At 67.6% G+C, this 23,635-nt stretch carries 19 protein-coding genes; 17 read left to right on the top strand and 2 right to left on the bottom strand.

The window, feature by feature from the left end; all coding sequences use genetic code 11:
• The first annotated feature begins 121 nt into the window (after positions 1-121).
• The 10 genes from AC6JAM_RS07125 (at position 122) to AC6JAM_RS07080 (ending at position 12,633) form a co-directional block, all read left to right on the top strand.
• Complete coding sequence (locus AC6JAM_RS07125) at positions 122-1,678, top strand: ABC transporter substrate-binding protein (protein ID WP_018770874.1); 1,557 nt, start codon at positions 122-124, stop codon at positions 1,676-1,678.
• A gap of 63 nt (positions 1,679-1,741) precedes the next feature.
• Positions 1,742-2,695 (top strand): ABC transporter permease, encoded by a 954-nt coding sequence (locus AC6JAM_RS07120; protein WP_018770873.1) that lies wholly within the window; start codon positions 1,742-1,744, stop codon positions 2,693-2,695.
• Positions 2,692-4,806 (top strand): dipeptide/oligopeptide/nickel ABC transporter permease/ATP-binding protein, encoded by a 2,115-nt coding sequence (locus AC6JAM_RS07115; protein ID WP_056388288.1) that lies wholly within the window; start codon positions 2,692-2,694, stop codon positions 4,804-4,806. The genes AC6JAM_RS07120 and AC6JAM_RS07115 overlap by 4 nt, the downstream gene beginning before the upstream one ends.
• Positions 4,803-5,810, top strand: a complete 1,008-nt coding sequence (locus AC6JAM_RS07110) for an oligopeptide/dipeptide ABC transporter ATP-binding protein (RefSeq protein WP_497934371.1) — start codon at positions 4,803-4,805, stop codon at positions 5,808-5,810. The genes AC6JAM_RS07115 and AC6JAM_RS07110 overlap by 4 nt, the downstream gene beginning before the upstream one ends.
• A 57-nt stretch (positions 5,811-5,867) precedes the next feature.
• Positions 5,868-8,162 carry a family 78 glycoside hydrolase catalytic domain gene (locus tag AC6JAM_RS07105; RefSeq protein ID WP_497934370.1) on the top strand — a complete coding sequence of 765 codons (2,295 nt, stop codon included), beginning with the start codon at positions 5,868-5,870 and terminating at the stop codon, positions 8,160-8,162.
• Positions 8,162-8,590 carry a family 43 glycosylhydrolase gene (locus AC6JAM_RS07100; protein WP_497934369.1) on the top strand — a complete coding sequence of 143 codons (429 nt, stop codon included), beginning with the start codon at positions 8,162-8,164 and terminating at the stop codon, positions 8,588-8,590. The genes AC6JAM_RS07105 and AC6JAM_RS07100 overlap by 1 nt, the downstream gene beginning before the upstream one ends.
• Before the next feature lie 75 nt (positions 8,591-8,665).
• Positions 8,666-9,118 carry a glycoside hydrolase family protein gene (locus AC6JAM_RS07095; RefSeq protein ID WP_497934368.1) on the top strand — a complete coding sequence of 151 codons (453 nt, stop codon included), beginning with the start codon at positions 8,666-8,668 and terminating at the stop codon, positions 9,116-9,118.
• 60 nt (positions 9,119-9,178) lie between these two features.
• A complete protein-coding gene (locus AC6JAM_RS07090) occupies positions 9,179-9,643 on the top strand; it encodes a DUF8821 family protein (protein ID WP_497934366.1) in 465 nt (154 codons plus the stop codon).
• Between the two features lie 77 nt (positions 9,644-9,720).
• On the top strand, positions 9,721-11,208 hold the full coding sequence (locus tag AC6JAM_RS07085; protein ID WP_497934365.1) for a glycoside hydrolase family 43 protein: 1,488 nt from the start codon (positions 9,721-9,723) through the stop codon (positions 11,206-11,208).
• 273 nt (positions 11,209-11,481) lie between these two features.
• On the top strand, positions 11,482-12,633 hold the full coding sequence (locus AC6JAM_RS07080) for a cation:proton antiporter (RefSeq protein ID WP_134165252.1): 1,152 nt from the start codon (positions 11,482-11,484) through the stop codon (positions 12,631-12,633).
• Positions 12,634-12,638: 5 nt separating this feature from the next.
• Here AC6JAM_RS07080 and AC6JAM_RS07075 read toward each other — a convergent pair whose 3' ends face one another.
• Positions 12,639-13,469 (bottom strand): IclR family transcriptional regulator, encoded by an 831-nt coding sequence (locus AC6JAM_RS07075; protein WP_488315210.1) that lies wholly within the window; start codon positions 13,467-13,469, stop codon positions 12,639-12,641.
• Between the two features lie 137 nt (positions 13,470-13,606).
• Between AC6JAM_RS07075 and AC6JAM_RS07070 the strand changes: the two genes are divergently transcribed.
• The 3 genes from AC6JAM_RS07070 to AC6JAM_RS07060 are packed head-to-tail and all read left to right on the top strand — an operon-like array spanning position 13,607 to position 18,323.
• Positions 13,607-16,339, top strand: a complete 2,733-nt coding sequence (locus AC6JAM_RS07070) for an alpha-L-rhamnosidase (protein ID WP_488315209.1) — start codon at positions 13,607-13,609, stop codon at positions 16,337-16,339.
• Complete coding sequence (locus AC6JAM_RS07065; protein ID WP_488315208.1) at positions 16,336-17,358, top strand: alpha/beta hydrolase fold domain-containing protein; 1,023 nt, start codon at positions 16,336-16,338, stop codon at positions 17,356-17,358. The genes AC6JAM_RS07070 and AC6JAM_RS07065 overlap by 4 nt, the downstream gene beginning before the upstream one ends.
• A 20-nt stretch (positions 17,359-17,378) precedes the next feature.
• Positions 17,379-18,323: an alpha/beta hydrolase gene (locus AC6JAM_RS07060; RefSeq protein WP_488315207.1), complete on the top strand. Its 945-nt coding sequence runs from the start codon at positions 17,379-17,381 to the stop codon at positions 18,321-18,323.
• A gap of 36 nt (positions 18,324-18,359) precedes the next feature.
• On the opposite strand, the gene AC6JAM_RS07055 is transcribed toward AC6JAM_RS07060, so the two are convergent.
• On the bottom strand, positions 18,360-19,115 hold the full coding sequence (locus tag AC6JAM_RS07055; protein ID WP_497934364.1) for a FadR/GntR family transcriptional regulator: 756 nt from the start codon (positions 19,113-19,115) through the stop codon (positions 18,360-18,362).
• 137 nt (positions 19,116-19,252) lie between these two features.
• On the opposite strand from AC6JAM_RS07055, the gene AC6JAM_RS07050 reads away from it, so the two are divergent.
• The 4 genes from AC6JAM_RS07050 (at position 19,253) to dgoD (ending at position 23,633) form a co-directional block, all read left to right on the top strand.
• Positions 19,253-20,551 carry an ABC transporter substrate-binding protein gene (locus tag AC6JAM_RS07050; RefSeq protein WP_134165247.1) on the top strand — a complete coding sequence of 433 codons (1,299 nt, stop codon included), beginning with the start codon at positions 19,253-19,255 and terminating at the stop codon, positions 20,549-20,551.
• Between the two features lie 95 nt (positions 20,552-20,646).
• Positions 20,647-21,600 carry a carbohydrate ABC transporter permease gene (locus AC6JAM_RS07045; protein ID WP_497934363.1) on the top strand — a complete coding sequence of 318 codons (954 nt, stop codon included), beginning with the start codon at positions 20,647-20,649 and terminating at the stop codon, positions 21,598-21,600.
• A complete protein-coding gene (locus tag AC6JAM_RS07040; protein WP_497934362.1) occupies positions 21,597-22,475 on the top strand; it encodes a carbohydrate ABC transporter permease in 879 nt (292 codons plus the stop codon). The genes AC6JAM_RS07045 and AC6JAM_RS07040 overlap by 4 nt, the downstream gene beginning before the upstream one ends.
• Positions 22,476-22,484: 9 nt before the next feature.
• Positions 22,485-23,633, top strand: coding sequence for a galactonate dehydratase (gene dgoD, locus AC6JAM_RS07035; protein WP_497934360.1), 1,149 nt, complete (start codon positions 22,485-22,487; stop codon positions 23,631-23,633).
• The last annotated feature ends 2 nt before the right edge of the window (positions 23,634-23,635 follow it).

Genomic DNA, 23,635 nt, shown 5'->3' with positions numbered 1-23,635 from the left:
AATCAATGACATTGTCATGTTTGGCGCCTGTGGCCCCGGCTGATTCTTGAAGGGAGCCGGCGAGCAGCCAGCCCCCACAACCGTTCCTCCGTCATCACATCAGAATGCAAAGGCGCACTACATGAAACTTCCGAACTCCACCGCCCGTGCGAGCTCCGCCGTTCTGGCCGGTGCCCTGCTGATGGGTTCCCTGGCCGCCTGCGGCGGCGGGTCCAGCCAGGCCGCCGCAAAGGCTGATACCAGCAGCCTCACCCTGGCCATCGACAGCGACTCAGCCTCCTTCGGGTTCGACCCGCTGCGCGTCTCCGCAGCCCAGCGCCAGTTCTTCGAAGGCCTCTACGACAGCCTGATGACCCTTCAGCCGGATGGTTCCGCAGGTCCGGGCCTGGCCAAGGACTTCAGCTACAACGCGGACAACACCGTCCTGACGCTGAACCTCAAGGACGACGTCACGTTCACCGACGGCTCCAAACTGGATGCCGCCCTGGTCAAGGCCAACCTGGACCGCCGCTCCGATCCCGCGCTGAGCGCCTACTCCGCCGTCGCGAAGGGCGGCGCCCAGGAAATCACCTCCGTGGACGTGGTCAGCCCCACCCAGGTGGCCCTGACCTTCGCCAAGCCGCAGCCCGGATTCGAGAAAAACCTGGCCTCCACCACCGGCATGATCGTGGGCAGGAACGGCGTCACCGACACCTCCAGCCTCGCTGCAACCCCTGACGGCTCCGGACCGTACACCCTTGACCCCTCCACCGTGAAGGGCAACAAGTACGTCCTGGTGAAGAACGACAAGAGCGCGGACGCCTCCAAGTACGCCTACAAGAAGGTGGTCTTCAGCGTGGTCCAGGACCCGCAGGCCCGCGCCAACGCCCTGGTCTCCGGCCAGGCCGACGTTGCCATGCTGACGTCCTCCACGGTGGACTTCGCCAAGTCCAAGGGCGTTGGCGTTTCCCAGATCGGCGGCACTGTGAACACCATGATTTCCTTCGACAAGATCGGCAAGACCGCACCGGCGTTCGCCCAGGAGAAGGTCCGCCAGGCCATTCAGTACGCCATCAACCGCCAGGCCCTGGTGGATGCCCTGCACAAGGGCGACATCCCTGCATGGAACGCCCTGCCCAAGGATTCGGCCGGCTTCACCAAGGACCTGGAAACCACATTCGCGTACAACCCGGACAAGGCCAAGAGCCTGCTGGCCGAGGCCGGCTACCCCAACGGCTTCGAGTTCACCATCATCGCCAGCGCGCAGACCCAGACGGACCTGCAGGCCGTCCAGAAGGACCTCGCCGCCGTCGGCATCACCATGAAAGTCAAGATGGCAGCCTCCACCGACGAAGCGTTCGCCGCCGTCGCCACCACACCCCTTGGCTACGCTCCCCTGAACTGGGACAACCCCGTCGGCGTGATGTACGGAGCCATTCTGAACGGCTTCACCAACGTGCAAAAGGCCACCGATGACAAGCTCAGCGCCGCTACCGGCGAGCTGGCCGCGGCCAAAGACGACGCCGCCGTCAAGGCAGCCGCCACCAAGCTGAACACCCGCCTGGTGGAGTCAGGCTGGATGATCCCGCTGTATGAGGCGTTGACCAACCAGGGCTACAACACCAAGAAGGTGGCCCAGGTGAAGTTCGCCGGCACCAACGCCTACCCGCTCCTCTCGTCCTACACGCCGGCCAGCTAATACCCGCACCTTCCCGCCGGGCCCTCCCCAAACAGGAGGGCCCGGCCGGGCAGGGCCTGACCGATGGAGGTCACCATGGCACTATTCATCACTAAGCGCCTGCTGATGGCGCTGGCCACCGTGCTGGTGGTTGCGGTGCTGGCATTCCTGCTGGTGCACGCAATGCCCGGCAGCCCGGGAGCCGTCTCCCTCGGCGCAGGCGCCTCCCAGGAAGCCATCGACGAGGTCAACCAGAGGATGGGCTGGAACGATCCGCTGTTCACACAGTTCTTCACGTGGCTTGGTTCCGCCGTCCAGGGCGACCTGGGCGTCTCGCTCATCGATGGCCGCTCCGTCAGCGCCGACCTCGCCGGCCGCCTCCCCGTCACAGCCTCGCTTGCCGCCGGCGCCACCGTCCTCAGCGCGGTCCTGGGCATCGCCCTGGGCGTCACCGCAGCGGTCCGCGGCGGCCTCCTGGACCAGGTGATCGGCGGCTTCGTTGGACTCCTGGTCGCCCTGCCGGCGTTCTGGGTGGGCGTCCTCTTCGTGTACCTGTTCGCCGTCCAGTCCTCCATCTTCCCGGCCACCGGCTACGTGCCGTTCGAGGCCTCACCGCAGGACTGGGCCCTGTCCCTGGCGCTGCCGGTGATCACCCTCGCCGTGGGCGGCGCTGCCTTCATAGCCCGCCAGACCCGGGCGTCCATGCTCGAGGCGCTGCAGCAGGAACACATCCGCACGCTGCGCGCCACGGCCACCCCCACCTGGAAGATCCTCTACGTCCATGCCCTGCGCTACGCCAGCCTGCCCATCGTGGCCGGCATCGCCCTGCAGTTCATCGGCCTGTTCGGCGGCTCCGTCATCGCCGAGCAGCTGTTCGCCATGCCGGGCCTGGGCCAGGCTGTCCAGACCTCCGTCAGCACCCATGATGCCCCCGCCGTCCAGGGCGTGGTGGTGATCGCCACCGTGGTGGTGGTCGCTGTCAACCTGGTGCTGGAGCTGGCCACCAAGTTCCTCGACCCGAAGTTGCGTGCCTCATGATCCCAACAGTTACCCCGGCCCCTGCGGACGCGGACCAGGCAGGAAGTACGACGCCGGCAGCAGCCCCCGCGCGCAACGCCGGCAGGGCGGCCATCACCAAGGTATCCCGGCACCGGCTGTTCACTTCGCCGGGCGCCGTGGCCGGCCTGGCCTGGCTTGCGGCGCTTGTCACCGCGTCGCTGACAGCGCCGCTGTGGCTGCCCTTCAAGACAGAGGACCAGGATTTCGCCTCAGTCCTCTCCGGCCCCACCGCCGCCCACTGGCTGGGAACGGACGAACTGGGCCGCGACATCCTCAGCCGGATCTTCGCCGCCGCAGCCGGCACCCTGGGGACGTCCATGCTCACGGTGATTGTCGGCGTCGGGCTCGGCACCATCCTGGCCATGCTTGCTGCCGGCACCGGCGAACGCGTGGAGGCCGTGATCAGCAGGGTTACCGAGATCATGATGTCCCTGCCGGGAACCGTGATCATCCTGGCCGTCATCGGCGCGGTGGGAACCAACATCCCAGTGGTTATGGCCATCCTGGGCATCCTGATGTCCGCCGGCATCTACCGCGTGATCCTGGGCCAGGCCAAGTCCCTGCAGTCCCAGCTCTACGTGGATGCGGCCAAGGTGGACGGCGTCAGCCCACTGCGGATCAGCCTCCGGCACGTCCTGCCCGGCCTGGCGAACACCATCGTGGTCCAGTCCGCGCTCATCTTCGCTGTGGGCATGCTCATCCAGGCCGGCCTCGCGTTCATCGGCTTCGGCCCGCCCATCCCGCAGCCCAGCTGGGGCGGCATGATCCAGGGCGCCTCACAGCACGTCTATGACGCCCCCTGGATGATGGTGCCCACCGGTGCCGTGCTGGCGCTCACCGTCCTCTCCGCCAATGCCATCGGCAATGCCCTGGGCAAGGCCCCCAACGCGGCCGCACCGCACCTGCCCTCCGCCGCGGCACGCCGGCAGCGCGCCAAGGCCGTCGCCGCCATCGCGGCGGGGGCGCCCGGATCGGAGGACTTGGCCGCATTGGACGGCGCCTCTGCCGATAAGGGGACGCTCAGCGTCCGTAACCTGTCCGTCGGCGTCGACAGTGCAGGTACAGGCACCGGCGTCCGCCTGGTCACCGATGTCTCGTTCGACGTCCAGCCCGGCACCGTCCTGGGTTTGGTGGGGGAGTCCGGCTGTGGCAAGACCATGACCGCGCTGTCCTTGTTGGGCCTGCTTCCCTCGGGCGTAAGTGTCACCGGCGGCCAGATCCTCTGGAACGGAAGAAACCTGGCAGCGGTGGCGGAGAGGGACATGGAAGCAGTGCGCGGCCGGGAGATCGCGCTGATCAGCCAGGAACCCATGCGCGCCCTGGACCCGATGTTCACCGTGGGGTACCAGCTCACCGCGACCATCCGCCGGCTCCGCGGCATGGGCAGGACCGAGGCCCGCCAGGAGGCGCAGACCCTGCTGGAAAAGGTGGGCATCGTGGACGCGGCGCGGATCCTGAAGACCTATCCGCACCAGATCAGCGGCGGCATGGCCCAGCGCGTGGCGATTGCCCTGGCACTGGCCGGGCAGCCGAAGCTGCTGGTGGCGGACGAGCCCACCACGGCCCTGGACGTCACGGTGCAGGCCGAAATCCTGTCCCTGCTCCGGACCCTGGTGAAGGACACAGGCATGTCCGTGGTGATGGTGACCCACGACCTTGGTGTGGTGGCGGACATCTGCGACCAGGTGGCCGTCATGTACGCCGGCCAGGTGGTGGAGAACGGCACAACCCAGGCCGTCCTGGACCACCCCCGCCACCCTTACACCCTGGCGCTCCTGGCCGCCGACCCACACGCCAACCACGCAGACGACATGCCGGAGCGCCTTGCCACCATCAGCGGACAGGTGCCGCAGCCCAAGGACTGGCCCACCGGCTGCCGGTTCGCGGCCCGCTGCCAGTTCGCCGGCTCAGCCTGCATGGAACCCGTTCAGCTGCTGCGCTCCGGCGCCGGCGAAGGGCTGGTGCGGTGTGTCAAAGCGGACCAGCTGGCCGTCGAAGGCATGGACTGGCTGGCCACGGACGTGCCCGCCTCCCGCGTTTTGGAGGTCACCCCCAAGCAAAACCCGATCGTTGAAAAGGACCCGGCATGAGCACCGCAGTGACCGAGCGCCAAGATTCCGCGGCTTCCTCCGCCGCCACCCCCATGCTTGAGATCAAGGACCTGGTGGTCCGCTTTGGACGGGGCCGGAAGGCAGCCGCCGCACCGGCCGCCGTCGACCATGTCAGCTTCAGCATCGCACCCGGGGAGACTGTGGGACTGGTGGGGGAGTCCGGATCCGGAAAGTCCACCATTGGCAAGGCAATCCTGGACCTGCAAAAGGTCTCCGGCGGCACCATCACCTACCAGGGCAAGGACATCACCTCCGCCAGCGCCAAGGAGCGCCGGGCCCTGGGCGGGGAACTGCGTGCCGTCTTCCAGGACCCCAACTCATCGCTGAACCCGCGGAACACCATCGGCACGTCCCTGGCCGAACCGCTGCGCCTGCGAGGGGTTTCAGCGGCAGAGGCACGCGCCAAGGCCGGGGACATGCTCGAACGCGTGGGCCTGCCGCGGGACGCCGTGGACCGCTACCCCAGCCAGTTCTCCGGCGGCCAGCGCCAGCGCATTTCAGTGGCGCGTGCCCTCATCTGCGATCCCCAACTGGTGGTCTGCGACGAAGCCGTCAGCGCCCTTGACCTCTCCACCCAGGCGCAGGTGCTCAACCTCCTGGCCGACCTCCGCGACGAGCGGGGCCTGAGCTACCTGTTCATCGCCCATGACATCGCCGTGGTCCAGTTCCTGGCCCAGCGCGTGGTGGTGCTCTACCGCGGGCAGGTCATGGAAAGCGGACCTGCCGCGGCCGTCACCGGGAACCCCAGGCACCCCTTCACCCAGGCCCTCGTGGCAGCGTCCCCGGTGCCCCGGCCGGCGGAACAGGCCGAACGCCGCGAAGCCCGCGAATCGCTTGGCGTCCGCACCGGGGCGGCCGCGGTCCCCGGGCCCGGCGGATGCCCCTTCCGGCTCCGCTGCCCCCTGGCCACTGACCTGTGCGCCACCGAACGGCCGGCCCTGCGGCGTGTGGGTGCGGCGGATGTGGCCTGCCACTACGCCTGACCGGCACTTCTTCCACCTGCTTTTGACCAGCTTCCACCAGAACGGAACCCTCCTTCCATGACCTCCACGCCCTGGCACGCCGCCATGATCACGCCCCAACAGGACTTTGACGGCGCCCCCCTGCTCCGCAAGGAATTTACGCTCGACGAGGGCCACGGCGGCGTGGTGAAGGGGACACTCCGGGCCACCGCCCTCGGCGTCTACGAGGCATCCATCAACGGCACTCCGGTGGGGCCAGACGTCCTGGGCCCCGGCTGGAGTTCCTACGAATGGCGGCTGCGCTACCGCAGCTACGACGTCACCTCCCTGCTGGCGCCAACCAGCGTGCTGGGGGTGGAACTGGGCAACGGCTGGTACCGCGGACGGCTGGCCTGGCACGGGATGTCCAACCTGTACGGCAGTGAGCTGGGGTTCCTCGGCCAGCTGGACATCGAGTTCGACGACGGACACGTCCAGTCGGTCGCCTCTGACACCTCCTGGCAGGCAGGCCCCTCCGCCACCACCTTCAACGACCTCTACGACGGCCAGACCATCGACGCCCGCCGCCTGCAAAAGGGCTGGGCGGAGCCCGGCTTTGTACCCGGTGCTGACTGGACGGGTGTGCGTGGGCTGGCGTTCGACGGCGGCCGGCTGGCTGAGCCGGTGGGCCCGCCCGTGGTGCGTGCCGGCGTCGTGCATCCCGTGGAAATCCGCACCTCACCCACCGGCCGGACGCTGGTGGACTTCGGCCAGAACCTGGTGGGCTGGCTCCGCTTCACGGTGCGGGGCGAGGCCGGGCAGGCCATTACCGTGCGGCACGCCGAGGTCCTGGAAGACGGCGAACTCGGCGTCCGGCCCCTGCGGTCGGCCAAGGCCACGGACACGTTCATCCTCTCCGGCGGGAAAGACGACTTTGAACCCACCAAGACCTTCCACGGCTTCCGCTACGCCGAGATCACCGGCTGGCCGGGCGACCTCACCGATGGTGACTTGGAAGCCGTAGTGGTCCACTCCGACCTGGAGCGAACCGGCACCTTTGAGTGCTCCAACGAACTCGTCAATCAACTGCACCGCAACATCGTCTGGGGGCTGCGCGGCAACTTCCTGGACCTGCCCACCGACTGCCCGCAGCGCGACGAGCGGCTGGGCTGGACCGGCGACATCGCGGTCTTCGCCCCCACTGCTGCCTACCTGTACGACGTCAAAGGGTTCCTGCAGGACTGGCTGCTGGACCTGGCTGCCGAGCAGAAGGCGGCGAACGGTCTGGTGCCCATCACCGTGCCCGATGCCCTGAAATACTGCCCGCAGCCGCCCGAATTCCCGGCTCCGGAATCGTCCGCCCTGTGGAGTGAAGCCTCCGTGTGGGTGCCATGGGCACTCTGGGAGGCCTACGGGGACCTCAGCGTGCTGCGGAACCAGTACGAGTCGATGGCCTCGCACACCCGCCGGGTGGAGGGGCTGCTCTCGCCCACGGGCCTGTGGGACTCCGGCTTCCAGTTCGGCGACTGGCTGGACCCCGACGCCGCGCCGGACCAGCCATGGGCGGCCAAGGCAGACACCGGCGTGGTGGCCACCGCCTGCATGTACCGCACCGCGCGCCTAACCGCCCAGGCTGCCGGGCTGCTGGGCAGGCACGACGACGAGGCCCACTTCGAGGCGCTCGCCGCCCGGGTGCGTACCGCCTTCGCCGAGAACTACGTCGCTGCCGACGGCGCCATCCGCAGCGACTGCACCACGGTCTACGCGCTAGCTATCGCCTTCGACATCCTGGCCACCCCGGAGCTGCGGGAGTTCGCCGGGACCCGCCTGGCGGAACTGGTCAGGGACAACGGCTACCGCGTGTCCACCGGATTCGCGGGCACCCCGTTCATCACGCACGCGCTGACCGACACCGGCCACGTGGCTGAGGCCTACCGGCTGCTGCTGGAGAAGGGCTGCCCGTCCTGGCTGTACCCCGTGACGATGGGAGCCACCACGGTCTGGGAACGCTGGGACTCCATGCTCCCCGACGGCACCATCAACCCCGGCGAAATGACCAGCTTTAACCACTACGCCCTGGGCGCCGTTGCCGACTGGATGCACAAAGCCATCGGCGGCATCCGACCGCTGGAACCGGGCTACGCGCGCGTCCTCATCGCCCCGCAGCCGGGCCAAGGAATCGACTGGGCCAGGACCTCCCTGAAGACTCCGCACGGTGAGGTCCGGGTTGAATGGACGCTCGACGGCGGTGCGTTCCGCCTCGAGGCGGCCGTCCCCGACGGGGTGGCGGCCGACGTCGTCCTTCCGGACGGTGTGCGGCGCACCGTTGAGGGCGGCACGCACTCTTTCGAAGGGCGCGTTGCCCCCATGCCCGATTACGAGGCAAGCCGCTGATGGGCAGACAGGAGACGGTTCAGCTCCTGCGCCTCGATGAAATCCGGATGCGGGACCCTTTCATCCTGGAACCGGTTCCGGGGGAGTTTGTCCTGTTCGGAACCAGCGACAGGAACGTGTGGAGTGGCCCCGCCACCGGCTTTGACTGCTATACCAGCAATGACCTTGAACACTGGGAAGGCCCCTTTGCGGCCTTCCGGCCGCCAGCGGATTTTTGGGCGGACGCGCAGTTCTGGGCTCCGGAGGTGTACGCCCTTGACGGACGTTTCTTCATGTTCGGCACCTTTGCGACGTCAACGGGCAACCGCCCCCGGGGCGTCGCGGTTCTTGCCTCGGATCTGGCCACGGGCCCGTACCAGCCCTGGAGTGACGGAGCCGTGACGCCGGCGGCCGAACCGTGCCTCGACGGGACGCTGTATATCGACTAGGATTCCACCCGCTGGCTCGTCTACAGCCGGGGGACGGGGGGAACCGCTGATGCACCAGGGATCACTGACGGCGAGATGCGTGCCGTCCGCCTGGCGCCGGACCTGCGCACGGCAGCCGGTGAGCCTGCTCTCCTGTTCAAGGCATCCGCGGCGGCCTGGACCCGGCCGCTGCGGTTCCCGGAGGGGGTGGAACCCCCAAAGGACCTGAACCTTGCCGCAGATCCCCTGTTCACCGATGGACCGTTTGTTGTCCGTTCGCCGGAAGGGTCTTTGCTGATGCTGTGGTCAAGCCACGGCGAGGCCGGGTATGCAATGGGCATCGCCGAGTCGAAAAGCGGAACCATCAAGGGGCCCTGGATCCAGCAGGCGGACCCTGTGTGGTCCAGCAATGGCGGGCATGGAATGGTCCTTCGCACATCCGGCGGGCGTGACTATCTGGTCTTTCACGGGCCGAACGACACACCCAACGAAAGGGTCAGGATCACTGGCGTGGAAATCGACGGGAACAGCATCCGCGTCCTTCGATGAGGTGCAGCGGAGGCGCTGATCTGCAACGATGTGGCAAAAGATCATTCCCAGGGAGGACTCATGCCCTACACCGTGGATTTCAAGAACGTGTCCACCGCCGGTCTGGAATCGTCACCGGTAGCGGAGGCGTTGGCCGGGCTGCGCGCCAACGAGGCCCGCTACTACAAGAATAAATACGACCACGACTTCACGGTGGTCCCTGCCGGGGAAGCGCCGGAAGTGCTGGACTATGTGGACAACATCCTGTCCGCCGAGCGCAACCTGGTGATTGCCTCCAAACCCCTTGAGGTGTCCTCCTTCGAAGTGGACGGGTTGCGAATGGCGTACGTGTTCTACGAGTCAGGGCTGTCCGTCAACGTCATGTATGCCCTCGAGGATGGGGGCAAGCGGGCGGTCGGATTCAAGCTCTCGGACGGCATGGACGTTCCGGAGGAACTTGCGTCCAGCTTCAAGTTCGCCCGCCAGAAGTCCAAGCTTGCGGGCACCATCCGTGGCTCCTACTTCGTGATCAAGGGCCATTACTAGGCGGGAGCGCCGAAGAACGCGTTCCAACCATTGAAACCGGCCCCGCTGCAGGTGCCGCCGGAGGGCAGGATGGCTGGATGCACGCCAACCCCATCCTTGCCGGCTTCAACCCTGACCCGAGCATCGTCCGCGCGCCGGACGGCTATTACCTAGTCACATCGTCCTTCGAATACCTGCCGGGCCTGCCGGTCCATCACAGCCCGGATCTGGAAAGCTGGCAGCTGGTGGGCCATGTGGCCACGCGGGAGGAGCAAGTCCGGATTGCCCATGTCCCCACGCCCGGCGGCGTCTGGGCCCCGACCCTCCGCTACCGGGACGGCGTGTTCTACCTGATCGTCTCCGTGTTCCTCGGTGGGCGCGGTTGCGTTGTTTTCACGGCCGCCGATCCCGCCGGGCCATGGAGCGACGGGACGGTCATCGGGGCGGTGGACGGCATCGACCCGGACCTCGCCTGGGACGACGACGGAACTGCGTACGTGACCTTTGCCCGCCACCCGGACGCGATCCAGCAGGTGCGGGTGGACCTCGCAACCGGAGAAGCGCTCGAGAAGCCGCGGCCGCTGTGGTCCGGCAGCGGGCTGTATTCGCCCGAAGGCCCGCACCTTTACCGGCGCGGTGACTGGTGGTACTTGCTGGCGGCCGAGGGCGGCACGGACAGAGGCCACGCTGTGACCGTGGCACGGTCGCGGCGGCCGGACGGGCCGTTCGAATCCGCTCCGCACAATCCCCTCCTTACCGCCGCGGGAACCGGTTCGCCCGTCCAGAACACCGGGCACGCAGACCTCGTTGAGCTTTCCGACGGCGGAACAGCCATGGTCCTGCTGGGCGTCCGTCCGGTGGGGCTGGCGAAGTCGTTCTCACCGCTGGGCCGTGAGACGTTCCTGGCCGCCGTGGACTGGATCGACGGCTGGCCGCACGCCCGGATGCCCCAGCTCGGTGCGACGCCGCCGGAACAGCTTGAGTACGACTTCAGCAACGGTGCCGGGCTGGACGATCCGCGATGGATCGGTGTCCGCCGGACGCCCGCTGACTTCTCGGCACCCACCTCCAAAGGGCTTTTGCTTAGGGGCGAAGGCAACACCATGGGAGCGCCCAGGCCTTGTTTCGTCGCCCAACGCCAGCGCCACCTCGGGATGGAATTCAGGGCTTTGCTGGACATCGGCTCCGGTACGGGCGGCATCGCCGTGCGGAACGCCGAGGACAACTGGTTCGGCATCGAGGCCCGCCAGGACGGCGACGCCGTCAGGATCACGGCGCGTGCCGTCGTCGCGGGCTTTGACCGCACCTGGGAAGCAACTGTTCCGCCCGGTGACGTTGAGCTGGCAGTCGTGGCCAGCCCGCCGCCGTCGGACTTCCGCGCCGGCGCCGTGGGCGGCGACAGGATCCGCCTGCTGGTCCGCGGCGCACGGCCGGGCGGCAGCGCTGAAGGGGAGCTGCTCACGGAACTGGACGGACGGCACTGGGCCTTTGAAACTGCCAAGGCCTTCACCGGCAGGGCTTTTGGCGTCTTCGCGGTGGACGGCGAGGTCCTGGTCCGCCGCCTGTCCTACCGCGGCGGGGACTGACCGCCAAGCCGCCACGGCACCGGGAAGTTGTACGGGCGGCGCGTCAGGGACCGATGTGCCCGGTGTGCCCTCCAGGGGATACCGTGGCGCGGCTCCTGCGGGAATCAGCCGCAGCGTTTGTCACGCGGTCGGCGCCCGTACCGGCCCACTGCCCGTGCCGTTGACCGCGTGCATGGGCGTGAGTACTGTGGGCGCACTATCCGTCCGCCACATCGGCCGGCCGCCGATGCCTGGGGCGGGTAACGGTCCGGGCGCGCCGGCAAAAGGAGGAAGATGTCGTTCTTCCAGCTTTCGCTGATCGCCGCCGTCGCGCTCCTCGGACCTTTGCTGGCATTCCCCCGAACATGGCACCTTCCCACGGTGCTCGGGCAACTGCTGGCCGGCATCGCCATCGGACGCACCGGCCTGGGGCTGGTGGATTCCTCAGATCCGACGTTCACGTTCGTTGCCGACGTGGGGTTCGCCCTCATCATGTTCGTCGCCGGAACGCATGTGCCAGTGCGGGACCGTGCCCTCCGCCCCGCACTGGCCGGCGGCGCGCTGAGCGCCGCCATCGCCGCACTGCTCGCGGCCGCCGTCGGAACCGTCACAGCGTTCGCCTTTGGGACCGGCCATGCTCCGCTCTACATCGTCCTGCTCGCATCGTCCTCAGCGGCCCTGGTCCTGCCAATTATCGATTCCCTGCGGTTGACGGGCCCCAAGGTCCTCACGATGACGGCGCAGGTGGCCGTGGCGGACATCGCCTGCATCGTGGCGCTTCCGCTCGCCGTCGACCCGCCCAATGCTCCCAGGGCAGCAATCGGGGCGGCCGGCGTCGCTGCGTGTTCCGTGGTGTTGTTCTTCTTGCTTCGCTGGCTGGAGGATAGTGGCACCCGCAAACGCGTCCACGACGTGTCCGAGGACCGGAAGTTTGCCCTGGAACTGCGGATCCAGCTTGCCTTGCTTTTCGCGCTCTCCGGCCTTGCCGTGGCAGGTCACGTATCCGTCATGCTCGCCGGATTCTCCTTCGGATTGGTTGTGGCGGCGGTGGGTGAACCGAGGCGGCTGGCACACCAGCTTTTCGCCGTGAGCGACGGCTTCCTGGGGCCCGTGTTCTTCGTCTGGCTGGGCGCATCACTTGACCTGAGCGCCCTCGCCGGCAGTCCCACGATGGTTCTCCTCGGATTCTGCCTGGGACTGGGTGCCCTGCTGGTCCACGGAAGCCTGCGCCTGCTCGGCCACCCGCTGCCGCTCGCGATGCTCTCGGCATCCCAGCTGGGCGTGCCGGTTGCCGCTGCCACCATCGGCTCCCCACTGGATCTCCTGGTGCCCGGAGAAGCCTCGGCGATGATCCTCGGCGCACTCATCACCATCGGGGCCAGCGCGGCAGCAGGCTCACGCGCGGCCCACACCTTTGCACGGAACACCCCGGCCTCGGCCGCGTAGGGCCGCTACCCCTGCGAGTGCGTCCGGCTGCCGGCGCTGACGGCAGCCTGGTGCCCCAGGTTCCTGGAGACGGCGCGGGCGGCCGCGCGGACAGCGGGGGCCAGTACGTTCGGGGGAGTGGACCCGTCCGGGACCACGATGGACAGTGACGCCACCACGGAGCCCTGGGCGTCGAAGATGGGGGACGCCACGGAGACGGTCCGGGACGGGACGGTACGGCGGATCATCGCAATCCCGGTGCGCCGCACATCCGAAAGGGTCCTGCGCAGCTGGCCCTCCGGCATCTCCGGCACTCCGGGCTCGTTTTCCGGCGGCCGCTTCAGGATGGTCTCCTGGAACTGCTGGTCCGCGCCCGCCAGCAGCACCAGCCCGATCGCCGTGGACCGCAGGGGCGCCCGGCCACCCACGCGGTACGCCACCTCCGTGGCATCCTTCGCGGACAGCCGCTCGATCAGCACCGCCTGCTCGTTGTCCCGCACCGCCAGCAGCACGTGGTGCCGGGTGACTTCGAACAGGTCCTCCAGGTAGGGAAGGGCAATTTCCCGCACCCCGTGCCCGCGGGGCGACAGCGACGCCACTTCCCACAGCCTGACCCCCACGACATACCGGCCGTCGTCGAGTCTTTCAAGCGCACCCCATGCCACCAACCGGGCGATCAGCCGCAGTGCGGTGGGCGCGGGCATGTCCGCATACCGGGCGAGTTCCGAGAGCGTCAGTGCCCGCCGCCGGTCGGAGAAGACGGCGAGCAAGCTCAGCGCGCGGTCGATGACGGGTTCGCCCTGTTTGGGCCGCTTTCCGCGGGCAGGCGGGGTGTCCGGGTCCGGAATGACAGTCATGGCGGTGGTTCCTAGCGCTGATGCATTGGTGAGCTGCCCCACAATACTATTTCGACCAATGAAAATGCTGTGTGGGTGACAGGAGCACGCCAACGAAGCTGGAACTCCCAGCACCCGCACCCCAGGAGCCCTGCCGCATGACCGCCCCCACCCGGCTTCGGGCCGAGCACCTGTTAGAAGCGATGGGCCTGACCATCCGGGAGCCCAGGCTCAGCTGGACGCCTCCCGGCGGAACCACAAGCCAGGCGGCATACCGCATCACCGCAAGCAACGGCTGGGACACGGGGAAGGTCGAGTCGGCCGCCTGCAGCGGCATCCCGTACGGCGGGCCGGCGCTGCGCTCGCGGGACCGGTTCGAGTGGCGCGTCCGCACCTGGGACAGGGACGAAAAAGGCACCGAAACACCAAGCGGCTGGTCCAGCCCCATGCCGGTGGAGCTGGGGCTGATGCATGCCGAGGACTGGACGGCGCAGTGGATCGGGCCAGACGAGCCCCAAGTTCCGGCGCCAGGAGACCGGCCCGGCTACGCCCTCACCAAGACCTTCACCCTGCCGGCGGTCCCGCAGAAGGCCCGCGCCTACGCCACCGCGCACGGCATCTATGAGCTATTCATCAACGGCCACCGCGTGGGCGACCAGCAACTCACCCCAGGCTCCACCAGCTACAACACCACGCTCCAGGTCCAGGCCCACGACGTCACCGCCCTGATCCGTGAAGGCAGCAACACCGTGCGCGCGGTCCTCACCGACGGCTGGTACCGCGGCACGTTCGGATACACGCGCGACGCCGACATGTACGGAACGCACACGGCCTTCCTGGCGCAGCTCGAACTGGAGTCACGGGCCGGCAGGCAGGTCATCGGCACCGACAGCTCGTGGCTGGTGTCCGCCACGGAGATCCTCAGCGCCGACCTTATGGCGGGCCAGGGCGTGGATTTCAGGAAGGCCGACGGCGGCAGCGCACCTAAGGCGGGCAACGGCGCCCCGGTTGCCCGCGCACCCCGGCCGTGTTCCGCCGTCGTCCGTCCCGGCAGTTTCACCGCACTGGCCGGACCCCTTGCGCCGCCCACCCGGGTGGCGCAGGAACTTGTTCCGGCGTCCATCACGCGGCTGGCCAACGGCAGCCAGGTGGTGGACTTTGGCCAGAACATCCACGGCTGGGTCCGGCTCACCAGGCTCGGCGCACCGGGCGAAACCGTCACCCTGGAATACGGCGAAGCGCTCGGAGCGGACGGTGACGTCAACCGGGACCATCTACGCCCCCTCGACTTCCGTGCGCCGGGAGCCTTCCGGGACGCAGGCCAGGTGGACACCGTCACCGCCTCGGGTGCCCCCGGGGAAGTCTTCGAACCCCGGCACACCACCCACGGCTTCCGGTACGTCTCGGTCCAGGGCCTCGCCGCGGGCCTCCAACCGGGAGACATCACCGGCTGCCTGGTGCGGACGGACCTGGAACGTATTGGCACCTTCAGCTGCAGCGATGCGCGCCTGAACGCACTGCATGACATCGTGGAATGGAGCTTCCTGGGCAACTCCTGCGAGGTCCCCACCGACTGCCCTCAGCGCGAGAAAGCCGGCTGGACCGGGGACTGGCAGCTGTTTGTCCCCACTGCCGCATACCTTTTCGACGTCACAGGCTTCTCCCGCAAGTGGCTGCGCGACGTCCGTGCAGACCAATGGGACAACGGCGTCATCACCAACATCTCGCCGTCCCCCGGGCCCGCGGCCACCTGGGCGGAGTTCATGGGCTTCACCAACGGGTCCGCCGGCTGGGGCGATGCGGTGGTGATGGTGCCCTGGGAGGTCTACCTGGCGTCAGGGGACGCCGGGATCCTCGCCGAAAACTGGGAGGCCATGCAGCGGTGGCTTCACTTTGTGCAGGCTACCGCCGAAACGGAGCGGCACGCCGCGCGCGCCGCCTCTAGCGCAGCGCCCGCGCCGCACGAGCGGTACCTGTGGGACACCGGCTTCCACTTTGGTGAATGGATGGAACCGGACGGCCCCGAACCTGACCTGTTCGCCGCCCGCAGCGCCGACCACGGGATCGTGGCCACGGCCTACTACCGGCACACCACGGATGTGATGGCACGAATCGCTGCTGTCCTGGGCCTTGATGCAGAGGCCGCCGAGCTCGCGGAACTTTCACACCTGATCCGGGACGCATGGGAGACGGAATACCTTGATTTTTCGGGCAGCGTAATCCAAGCCACGCAGGCCAACTGCGTCCGCGCCCTGGCCTTCGACCTTGTCAGCCCCGAACACCGCCCCACGGTCACCTCGCAGCTGGCCGCCCTGATCCGGAACGCCGGCACCCACCTGGGCACCGGCTTCCTGGCCACGCCCTACCTGCTCCCGGTCCTGGCGGACAACGGACAACTGGACCTGGCCTATGAACTCCTGATGCAGGACTCGGAACCGTCCTGGCTGACCATGGTGGACCGCGGCGCCACCACCGTGTGGGAGTTGTGGAACGGCATCGATGCCAACGGCACGCCGCACCAGTCGCTCAACCACTACAGCAAGGGTGCCGTGGTCTCCTTCCTGCACCGCTACACCGCCGGCCTGCGGCAGGCGCCCGGAAGCGCAGGCTGGGAGCGCATCATCATTGAGCCCCGCCCCGGCGCCGGCCTGGCATCCGCCTCCACCTCACACATGGGGCCACGGGGCCTGATCCAGGTGGCCTGGACTGCGGCGGAAGGAGCAATGGACGACGGCGTGCTGACGCTCACAGCCACGATTCCCTCCGGCACCACCGCGGAGGTGCGGCTCCCCGGCGCGCCGGCCGCCGTCGTCGGGCCGGGACACCACATTTTCCCTGCCGCCACCGGCCCGGGCACTGCACAACCTGCGCTGATGAGGAGCACACTATGACAGTGGATGACGCTACCGGGGTACTCGACCTGTCCCCTTCCGACATGTCGCGTTCTGACATATCCCGTCCCGACACCTCCCGTCCCGGAGGCAGGAAGGTTCCGCCGTTCCCTGTCTTCGATGCCCCGGGCACGGCGGAGCAGGTCTCGGACGTATCCTCCGTGCACCGTGAAGTCACCTACGCCCGGGCCATCGGATTCCGGCCGCTGAAGATGGACATCTGGCTGCCCCGCAAGGCCTTTGGGACCACGCCGGTGGTCCTCTGGGTGCACGGCGGAGCGTTCCAGCTGGGCGACCGCCGCGAACTGCCGCCCACCTTCGCCCCCGATTCCGTGTTCCGGCTGCTCAACGAGGCAGGCATCGCCTGCGCCACGGCAGACTACCGGCACTCGCTGGAGGCGCCGTTCCCGGCACAGCTCCACGACCTCAAAGCCGCGGTCCGCTACCTCCGGGAGTTCGCCGGGGACCTCAGCATCGACCCGGACAGGTTTGGCGCCTGGGGCGAATCAGCAGGCGGCCACCTGGTAGCGCTCCTGGGACTCACCGGCAAGCGCGAAGACCTGGAGGGCGGTCTCGGTGCGCAGGGGCACCCAAGCAGCGTCAGCGCCGTCGTCGACTTCTACGGCGTGTCTTCGCTGGTGGACATCCCGCCAATAGTCACCCCGGACGGGCTCTTTCCCCCTTCCTTGACTGCCGCTGTCCCGCCGGGAATGTCGCTGCAGCCCGAGCAGATGCTGGTGGGCGGGTCGGACGACCCGAAACTGCTGGCCGCGGCCAGCCCCGTCAGCTACGTATCGGCGGATGCCGCCCCGTTCCTCCTGGTCCACGGCGATTCGGATGGACTGGTCCCGCACTCGCAGACCGAGCTTCTGGCCGCCGCGCTCGCCGGCGCCGGCGTGGAACATGACGTCATGACCATCACGGGCGGCGACCACTGCTTCTTCGGCGCCGAGGACCAGTTGGATACCATCCTGGCCACAGCCGTTGACTACTTCTCACGGAAGTTGGGAACACCATGACACCCCGCACAAAACCAGACGTGGCTTCCCCCGACGCCACCCCGGCCGGCCCACAGGGGGAGGCCGCCGCCGGTTTCGCTGAGTACCTGGCCAGCCCGGAAGGACCGCAGTTCCTTAACCCGGACGCCGTTCGCTCACCCGGGCCGGACGTCCCCATCCGCGCCGTGACGGCCGACGGCCGGCACGGGCCGGTGGCCATCCGGATCTACGGGGAACCGGCCGGCGCGGACAGCCCCGCCCTCGTGTGGCTGCACGGCGGCGGATTCGTCAGCGGCAGCGTGGATAGCCCGGAGTCGGATTACCTGGCGCGGGTGCTCGCTAACCAGGGCACGCCGGTGCTGTCCGTGGACTACCGGCTGGCCCGCGACGGCGTGTCCTTCCCCATCCCGCACGACGACGCCCTGGCCGGCTGGTTTTGGGCCCGGAAGAACGCCGAATCCCTGGGGCTGGATCCGGACCTGCTCTGCCTGGGCGGTGCCGGTGCCGGTGGCAACCTGGCGGTGGGCGCCGCGCTCTACCTGATTGACGCCGGAAAGCCGCTGCCCGCCAAGCTCCTGCTGGCCTACCCCTTCCTGCACGCGGAACTCCCGCCGCCGGCCGGGGGACTGGATCAGCGGGTCATGGCCGGGCTGCCCCGGCACCTGCGGTTCACCGTGGAGGACTGCATCCGGACGGCCGAGAACTACGTGGGCGGCCCCGTCAGCATGGCATCGTCCTATGCGATGCCCGGCTACGCGGACCCTGCCGGACTGCCGCCCACGGCCCTGCTCGCCTGCGAGTACGACGACGCCCGCGGCTCCACAGAGCTGTTTGCTGCTGAGCTGGAACGCGCAGGGGTTCCGGTGTCCTGCTTCCTCGCCCAGGGCGCGGTCCACGGCCACCTCAACCACACCGCCGGCCTGCCGGAAGGGCAGGCGGCCCTGGATTTCCTGGCGGGTGAGCTGCTGGCAGTCCGGCGGGCGTAACGCTTCCGGCGTCGGCTGGTGCTGCCGGCACCTGGCTTACCCGGGGTTGGCCGCGCCGTCGTTGACGGAAGCATGGCTGCTGGACCAGATGTCACCCATCTCCTCGGTGGACTGCTCCACAATCCGGCTCATGGCGGCATGCGCGGCGGCTGCCTGGCCCCGCTGGATGGCGCTGGCCACATCCACGTGCATCTGCAGTGCCTCATGGTCCGGAAGATGGGGCATCAGGCCGTGCTGGGTCCGCCCCGCCAGCACTTCCGCCACGAGTTTATGCAGCTGCGAAAACATCAGGTTGCCGGAGGCGTTGAGGACAGCGGCATGGAATTCGATGTCCAGGCGCAGGAAATCTTCCTGATCTCCCCGCTGCCCGGCGGCCCAAAGCCGGGCTGCCATGGAAACAAGGTCGCTGGCCTGGTCGAGTGAAGCGCGCTCGGCCGCGAGCCGGGCGGCCTGCGGCTCAATGGCGCCGCGCAGTTCATTCAGGGCCCGCAACTGCTCCAGCCGCTTGGCCGAGGCCAGCCGCCACCGGATCACCTGGGGGTCATAGAGGTTCCAGCTGGCTTCCGGCTGAACCACCGTTCCCAGTCGGCGGCGCGATTCCAGCATGCCCATCGACGACAGGACACGGGTGGCCTCCCGGATCACGGAGCGGGACACCTTGTGCTGCGCCTCCAGCTCATCCAAGCGCAGGATCGAATTCGGGGCCAGCGTTCCCTCGGCAATGGCGAGCCCCAGGTTCTCGACCAGCGATGAATGCAGGTCCGGGGACAACGCCGCCTTTGGGATGGTCATGAATAAATCATATGGGGGCATAGCAAGGTCTTGTATATGTCTGCCTTATTTGTTTATGCTCGCTGAACACAACAGACGTAACGAGGCGTCTGTCACCCGCCCGCGAAGCTGCGGGCCTGAAGGCAAAGGAAGTCGTAATGAAGCGGCATTCAATTGTGAAGTACGCGGCAATTGCCGCAGCGATGTCGCTGGGGCTGACCGCCTGCAGCGGCGGCGGAGGCGGCAGCGACCAGGCCAAGCAGTCCGGCACCGTCCGTGTCACCCTGGCCAACCACGTGTGGACCGAGGGCATCAAGGCCGCGATTCCGGAATTCGAGAAGTCCAGCGGGCTCAAGGTGGAGCTGACCCAGCTCGGCGAGGACCAGCTCTCTGACCAGTACAACGTCAAGCTCAACGCAGGCAGCGACGAGATCGACGTGATGATGTACCGCCCGCTGCAGGAAGGCAAGGCTTTTGCCAAGAACGCTTACCTTGCGGACCTGACCAAGAACGTCTCATCGGACTCGGGCTGGGACTGGAAGGATTACCAGGAGGGCCCGGTCAAGGCCACCACCGTTGACGGCAAGGTGGTTGGTGTTCCGATCATCACCGAGCGCGAAGTCCTGTACTACCGCAAGGACCTGCTGCAGGCCGCAGGCCTCCAGGTCCCCAAGACCATGGAGGAACTGGAAGCGGCGGCCAAGGCCATCAAGGCGTCCTCCCCTGACACCGCAGGCTTCGTGGCCCGCACCGGCAAGTCCGCCGCGGTGACCCAGTTCTCCAGCTTCCTGTACAGCTTTGGCGGCGACTTCATGGACTCCAGCGGCAAGGCCTCCGTCAACACCGACGCCGCCAAGAAGGCCTACGCCTACTACGGCGGCCTGATCCGCAACTACGGTCCCGCCAACGTCAGCACGGACATGAGCTGGCCGGAGGCGATGGCCATCTTCACCCAGGGCGGTGCCGCCTTCTACACGGAGGCAGATTCGCTCTACAAGAACGCCACAGACCCCGCCAAGTCCAAGGTTGCGGACAAAGTTGGATTCGCTGCGCTGCCTGCAGGTCCCGCCGGTTCCAAGCCGTACAACATCCCCTCCTGGGCGCTGGGCGTGAACCAGAACTCCAGCAACCAGGACAACGCCTGGAAGTTCATCCAGTGGGCAACCAGCAAGGAACGCACCCTGGCAGCCCAGAAGGCCGGCGTCCCGGGCCCGCGCACCTCCGTCTGGTCCAACCCTGACGGAACCTCCACCTACCCGAAGGACCTCGCCGACGCGATCTCCGCCAGCGCCAAGAACGGCGTGGGCCACGACCGGCCCGAGGTTGTCACCGTAGGCAAGGCACGCGAAATCGTGGGCGCCCCGATTGTCGCCACGATCACCGGCGGGGACGCCGCCGCAGCGGCAAACGACGCCCAGACTGCTTTCCAGACCTTCCTGGACAGCGAAAAGAAGTAGGACACCGGGCGCCTATCGCGCACCAACATCCCGCCGGGACGGCCCATGGCCGTCCCGGCGCGGCCCACTTCACCCCCAAACTCCTTAGGTGAACCATGTCTGTATTGAATCCTCCCCGCAGCGCCCGCACCCGCCGGCCCGGTGGCCCCGCCGGTGCCGGGGGGAACTTTTCCGCCTGGGCCAACCGGCACCGAAAGTGGCTCTTCGCGGCACCGGCAATGATCTTCGTCGGCGTCCTGATCATCTTTCCGCTGGCCTGGACCGTGTACCTCAGCCTTACCGACTCCCAGGGATCCGTGCGGGCCCCAACGGAGTTCATCGGGCTGCAGAACTACATCACGGTCCTCAGCGATACCGAGCGTTTCTGGCCCGCCGTGGGCCGCACCCTTTCCTTCACTGGCGTCGCCCTGGCCTTCGAAGTGGTGCTGGGCATGGGCGTGGCGCTGCTTCTGTGGCGGCCCTTCCGGGGTGAAAAGTGGGTCCGGGTGGCCATCCTGCTGCCGCTCGTGGCCACACCCGTAGCGGTGGGCATGATGTGGCGGCTGATCTTCGATCCCAACATCGGCTTCGTCAACCAGCTCCTGGGCATGGTGGGCATTCCGCCCCAGCCGTGGCTGTCCGGCCAGGACACCGCCCTGGGCACCACCATCTTCATGGACGTGTGGCAGTGGACCCCCATGGTGGTCCTGATCCTGCTGGCCGGGCTGACCTCGCTGTCCGACGAACCGGACGAGGCCGCCCGCGTGGACGGCGCCAACGCCTTCCAGCGGTTCTTCTACATCACGCTGCCCCTCATGATGCCCACCGTGATCGTGGCCATCCTGCTGCGCGGCATCGATGCACTGAAGACCTTCGACATCCTTTACGCCACCAAGGGCAAGGGCGGCGGCTCGTTCCACGAAGTGGAGACGCTGAACGTCTACGCCTACGGACTCAGCTTCGACTACAACCAGTACGGGCTCTCCTCGGCGGTGCTGATCCTGTTCTTCATGATCATCATCGGCTCCATGTGGCTGCTCACCATGCGCAAGAAAGCGGTAAGCAAATGACCGTCATGACAGATTCCGCCGCCACCGCCGCGGACCGCCGGCCCCCGCGCCGCCGCAAGCCCCTGGCCACGCGCGCCTACAAGGTGTTCCGGGTCGTCGCCCTCATCCTTGTGGTGCTGTTCCTGCTTGCGCCGCTCTTCTGGATGCTGCTGGCATCGCTGAAGACCAACGTGGATATCTACGACACCGGCAAGGCGTTCCTGTTCTCGCCCACCATCGAGAACTACGCCAATGTGCTGCAGCGCAACAACTACTTCGTGTTCATCTTCAACAGCTTCTGGGTTGCCTTCGTCTCCACCGCGTTGTCAATCGTCCTCGGCGTCCCGGCTGCCTACGCCATGAGCCGGTTCACCATGCACCGCTCGGCGCTGGTGGTCCTGATGGGCAGGGTCATTCCCGGCGTCTCGCTCCTGGTGCCTTGGTACTACGTCTTCTCCAACCTGCGCATGGTGGGGAAGTTCGAGGTGCTGATCCTCAGCCACATGTTCGTGGCCCTCCCGCTGATCGTGTACATCATGATGAGCTACTTCGACTCGCTGCCCCTGGAGCTGGAGGAATCAGCCGAAGTGGACGGGCTTACGCCGATCGGTGCGTTCCGGCTGATCACGCTTCCGCTGGCGGTGTCCGGCATCGCCACAGCCGGCATCCTGTCCTTTATCTTCTCCTGGAACAACTTCATGTTCGCGCTGGTGCTCTCCGGCTCCAAGACCAAGACCCTGCCGGTGGCGATCTTCGACTTCGTCTCCTACGCCAGCATCGACTGGGGCGGGCTGATGGCCGCGGCGACTGTTGTCACCATCCCCATCATGATCATTGCGCTCTTCACGCAGAAGTACATCGTCTCCGGCCTGACCGCCGGCGCCACCAAGGGTTAGGACCGCGGCGTGACCGTCATCAGCCGGATCGAAACATTCCTTGTTCCACCCCGCTGGCTCTTTGTCCGGGTCGAGACCGAAAGCGGCATCGTGGGGTGGGGCGAGGCCACCTGCGAGGGACGCAGCGAGACGGTGCGCACCGCCGTCGGGCAACTCTCGGAGCTGCTCATCGGACGGGACGCCCTCCGGATCGAAGACCACTGGCAGGTGATGACCAAGGGGTCCTTCTACCGGGGCGGACCCATCCTTGCCAGTGCCGTCTCCGGCCTGGACCAGGCGCTGTGGGACATCGCGGGCAAGCACTTCAACACTCCGGTGCACCAGCTGCTGGGCGGCCACGTCCGCGACCGCATCCGGATGTACGGCTGGGTGGGCGGCGACGAGCCGAACGAGGTGGCGGACCAGATCAGCGCCCAGCTGGACGTGGGCCTCACTGCCGTCAAAATGAACGCCAGCGGACGGATGAGCCCGGTGGCGTCGGTGGCAGAGATCGACGGCGTCATCCGCCGTGTTGCCGCGGCCCGGCAGGTCCTGGGCGACCACCGGGACGTCGCCGTTGACTTCCACGGCCGGTTCAGCCTGGCCAACGCCAGGCGGGTGGCCCCCTTGCTGGAACCCTTCCGGCCCTTCTTCCTCGAAGAGCCCGTGGTGCCGGAAAACACCCACCTGCTCCGGGAATTCACCGCGTCCACCACCACCCCGGTGTCCACGGGGGAGCGGCTGTACAGCCGGCAGGAGTTCCTGCCGGCGCTGCAGGCGGGCATCGCGGTGGCCCAGCCGGACCTCTCCCATGCCGGCGGCATCACCGAGGTCCGGAAGATCGCGGCCCTGGCCGAGGTCTATGAAGTCCAGCTGGCACCGCACTGCCCGCTGGGACCGCTGGCGCTGGCCGCCTGCCTCCAGGTGGGCTTCGCCACGCCCAACTTCCTCATCCAGGAACAAAGCATCGGCATCCACTACAACCAGGGCGCCGAAGTCCTGGACTACGTGGTGGACAAGACGCCGTTCAAGTTCGTAAACGGCCACATCGAGCGTCTCACCGGGCCCGGACTGGGCGTCGAAATCGACGAGGCCGTGGTGCGGGCAGCGGACAAGCGCGGCCATGCCTGGCGCGGACCTGTGTGGCGCCACCCCGACGGATCCTTCGCAGAATGGTGAAT

It is taken from the genome of Arthrobacter sp. GmRoot5-12 (genome assembly GCF_059739365.1).
Note: the sequence above shows the minus strand (reverse complement) of the source record. Positions and strands in the feature narration are given on the sequence as shown.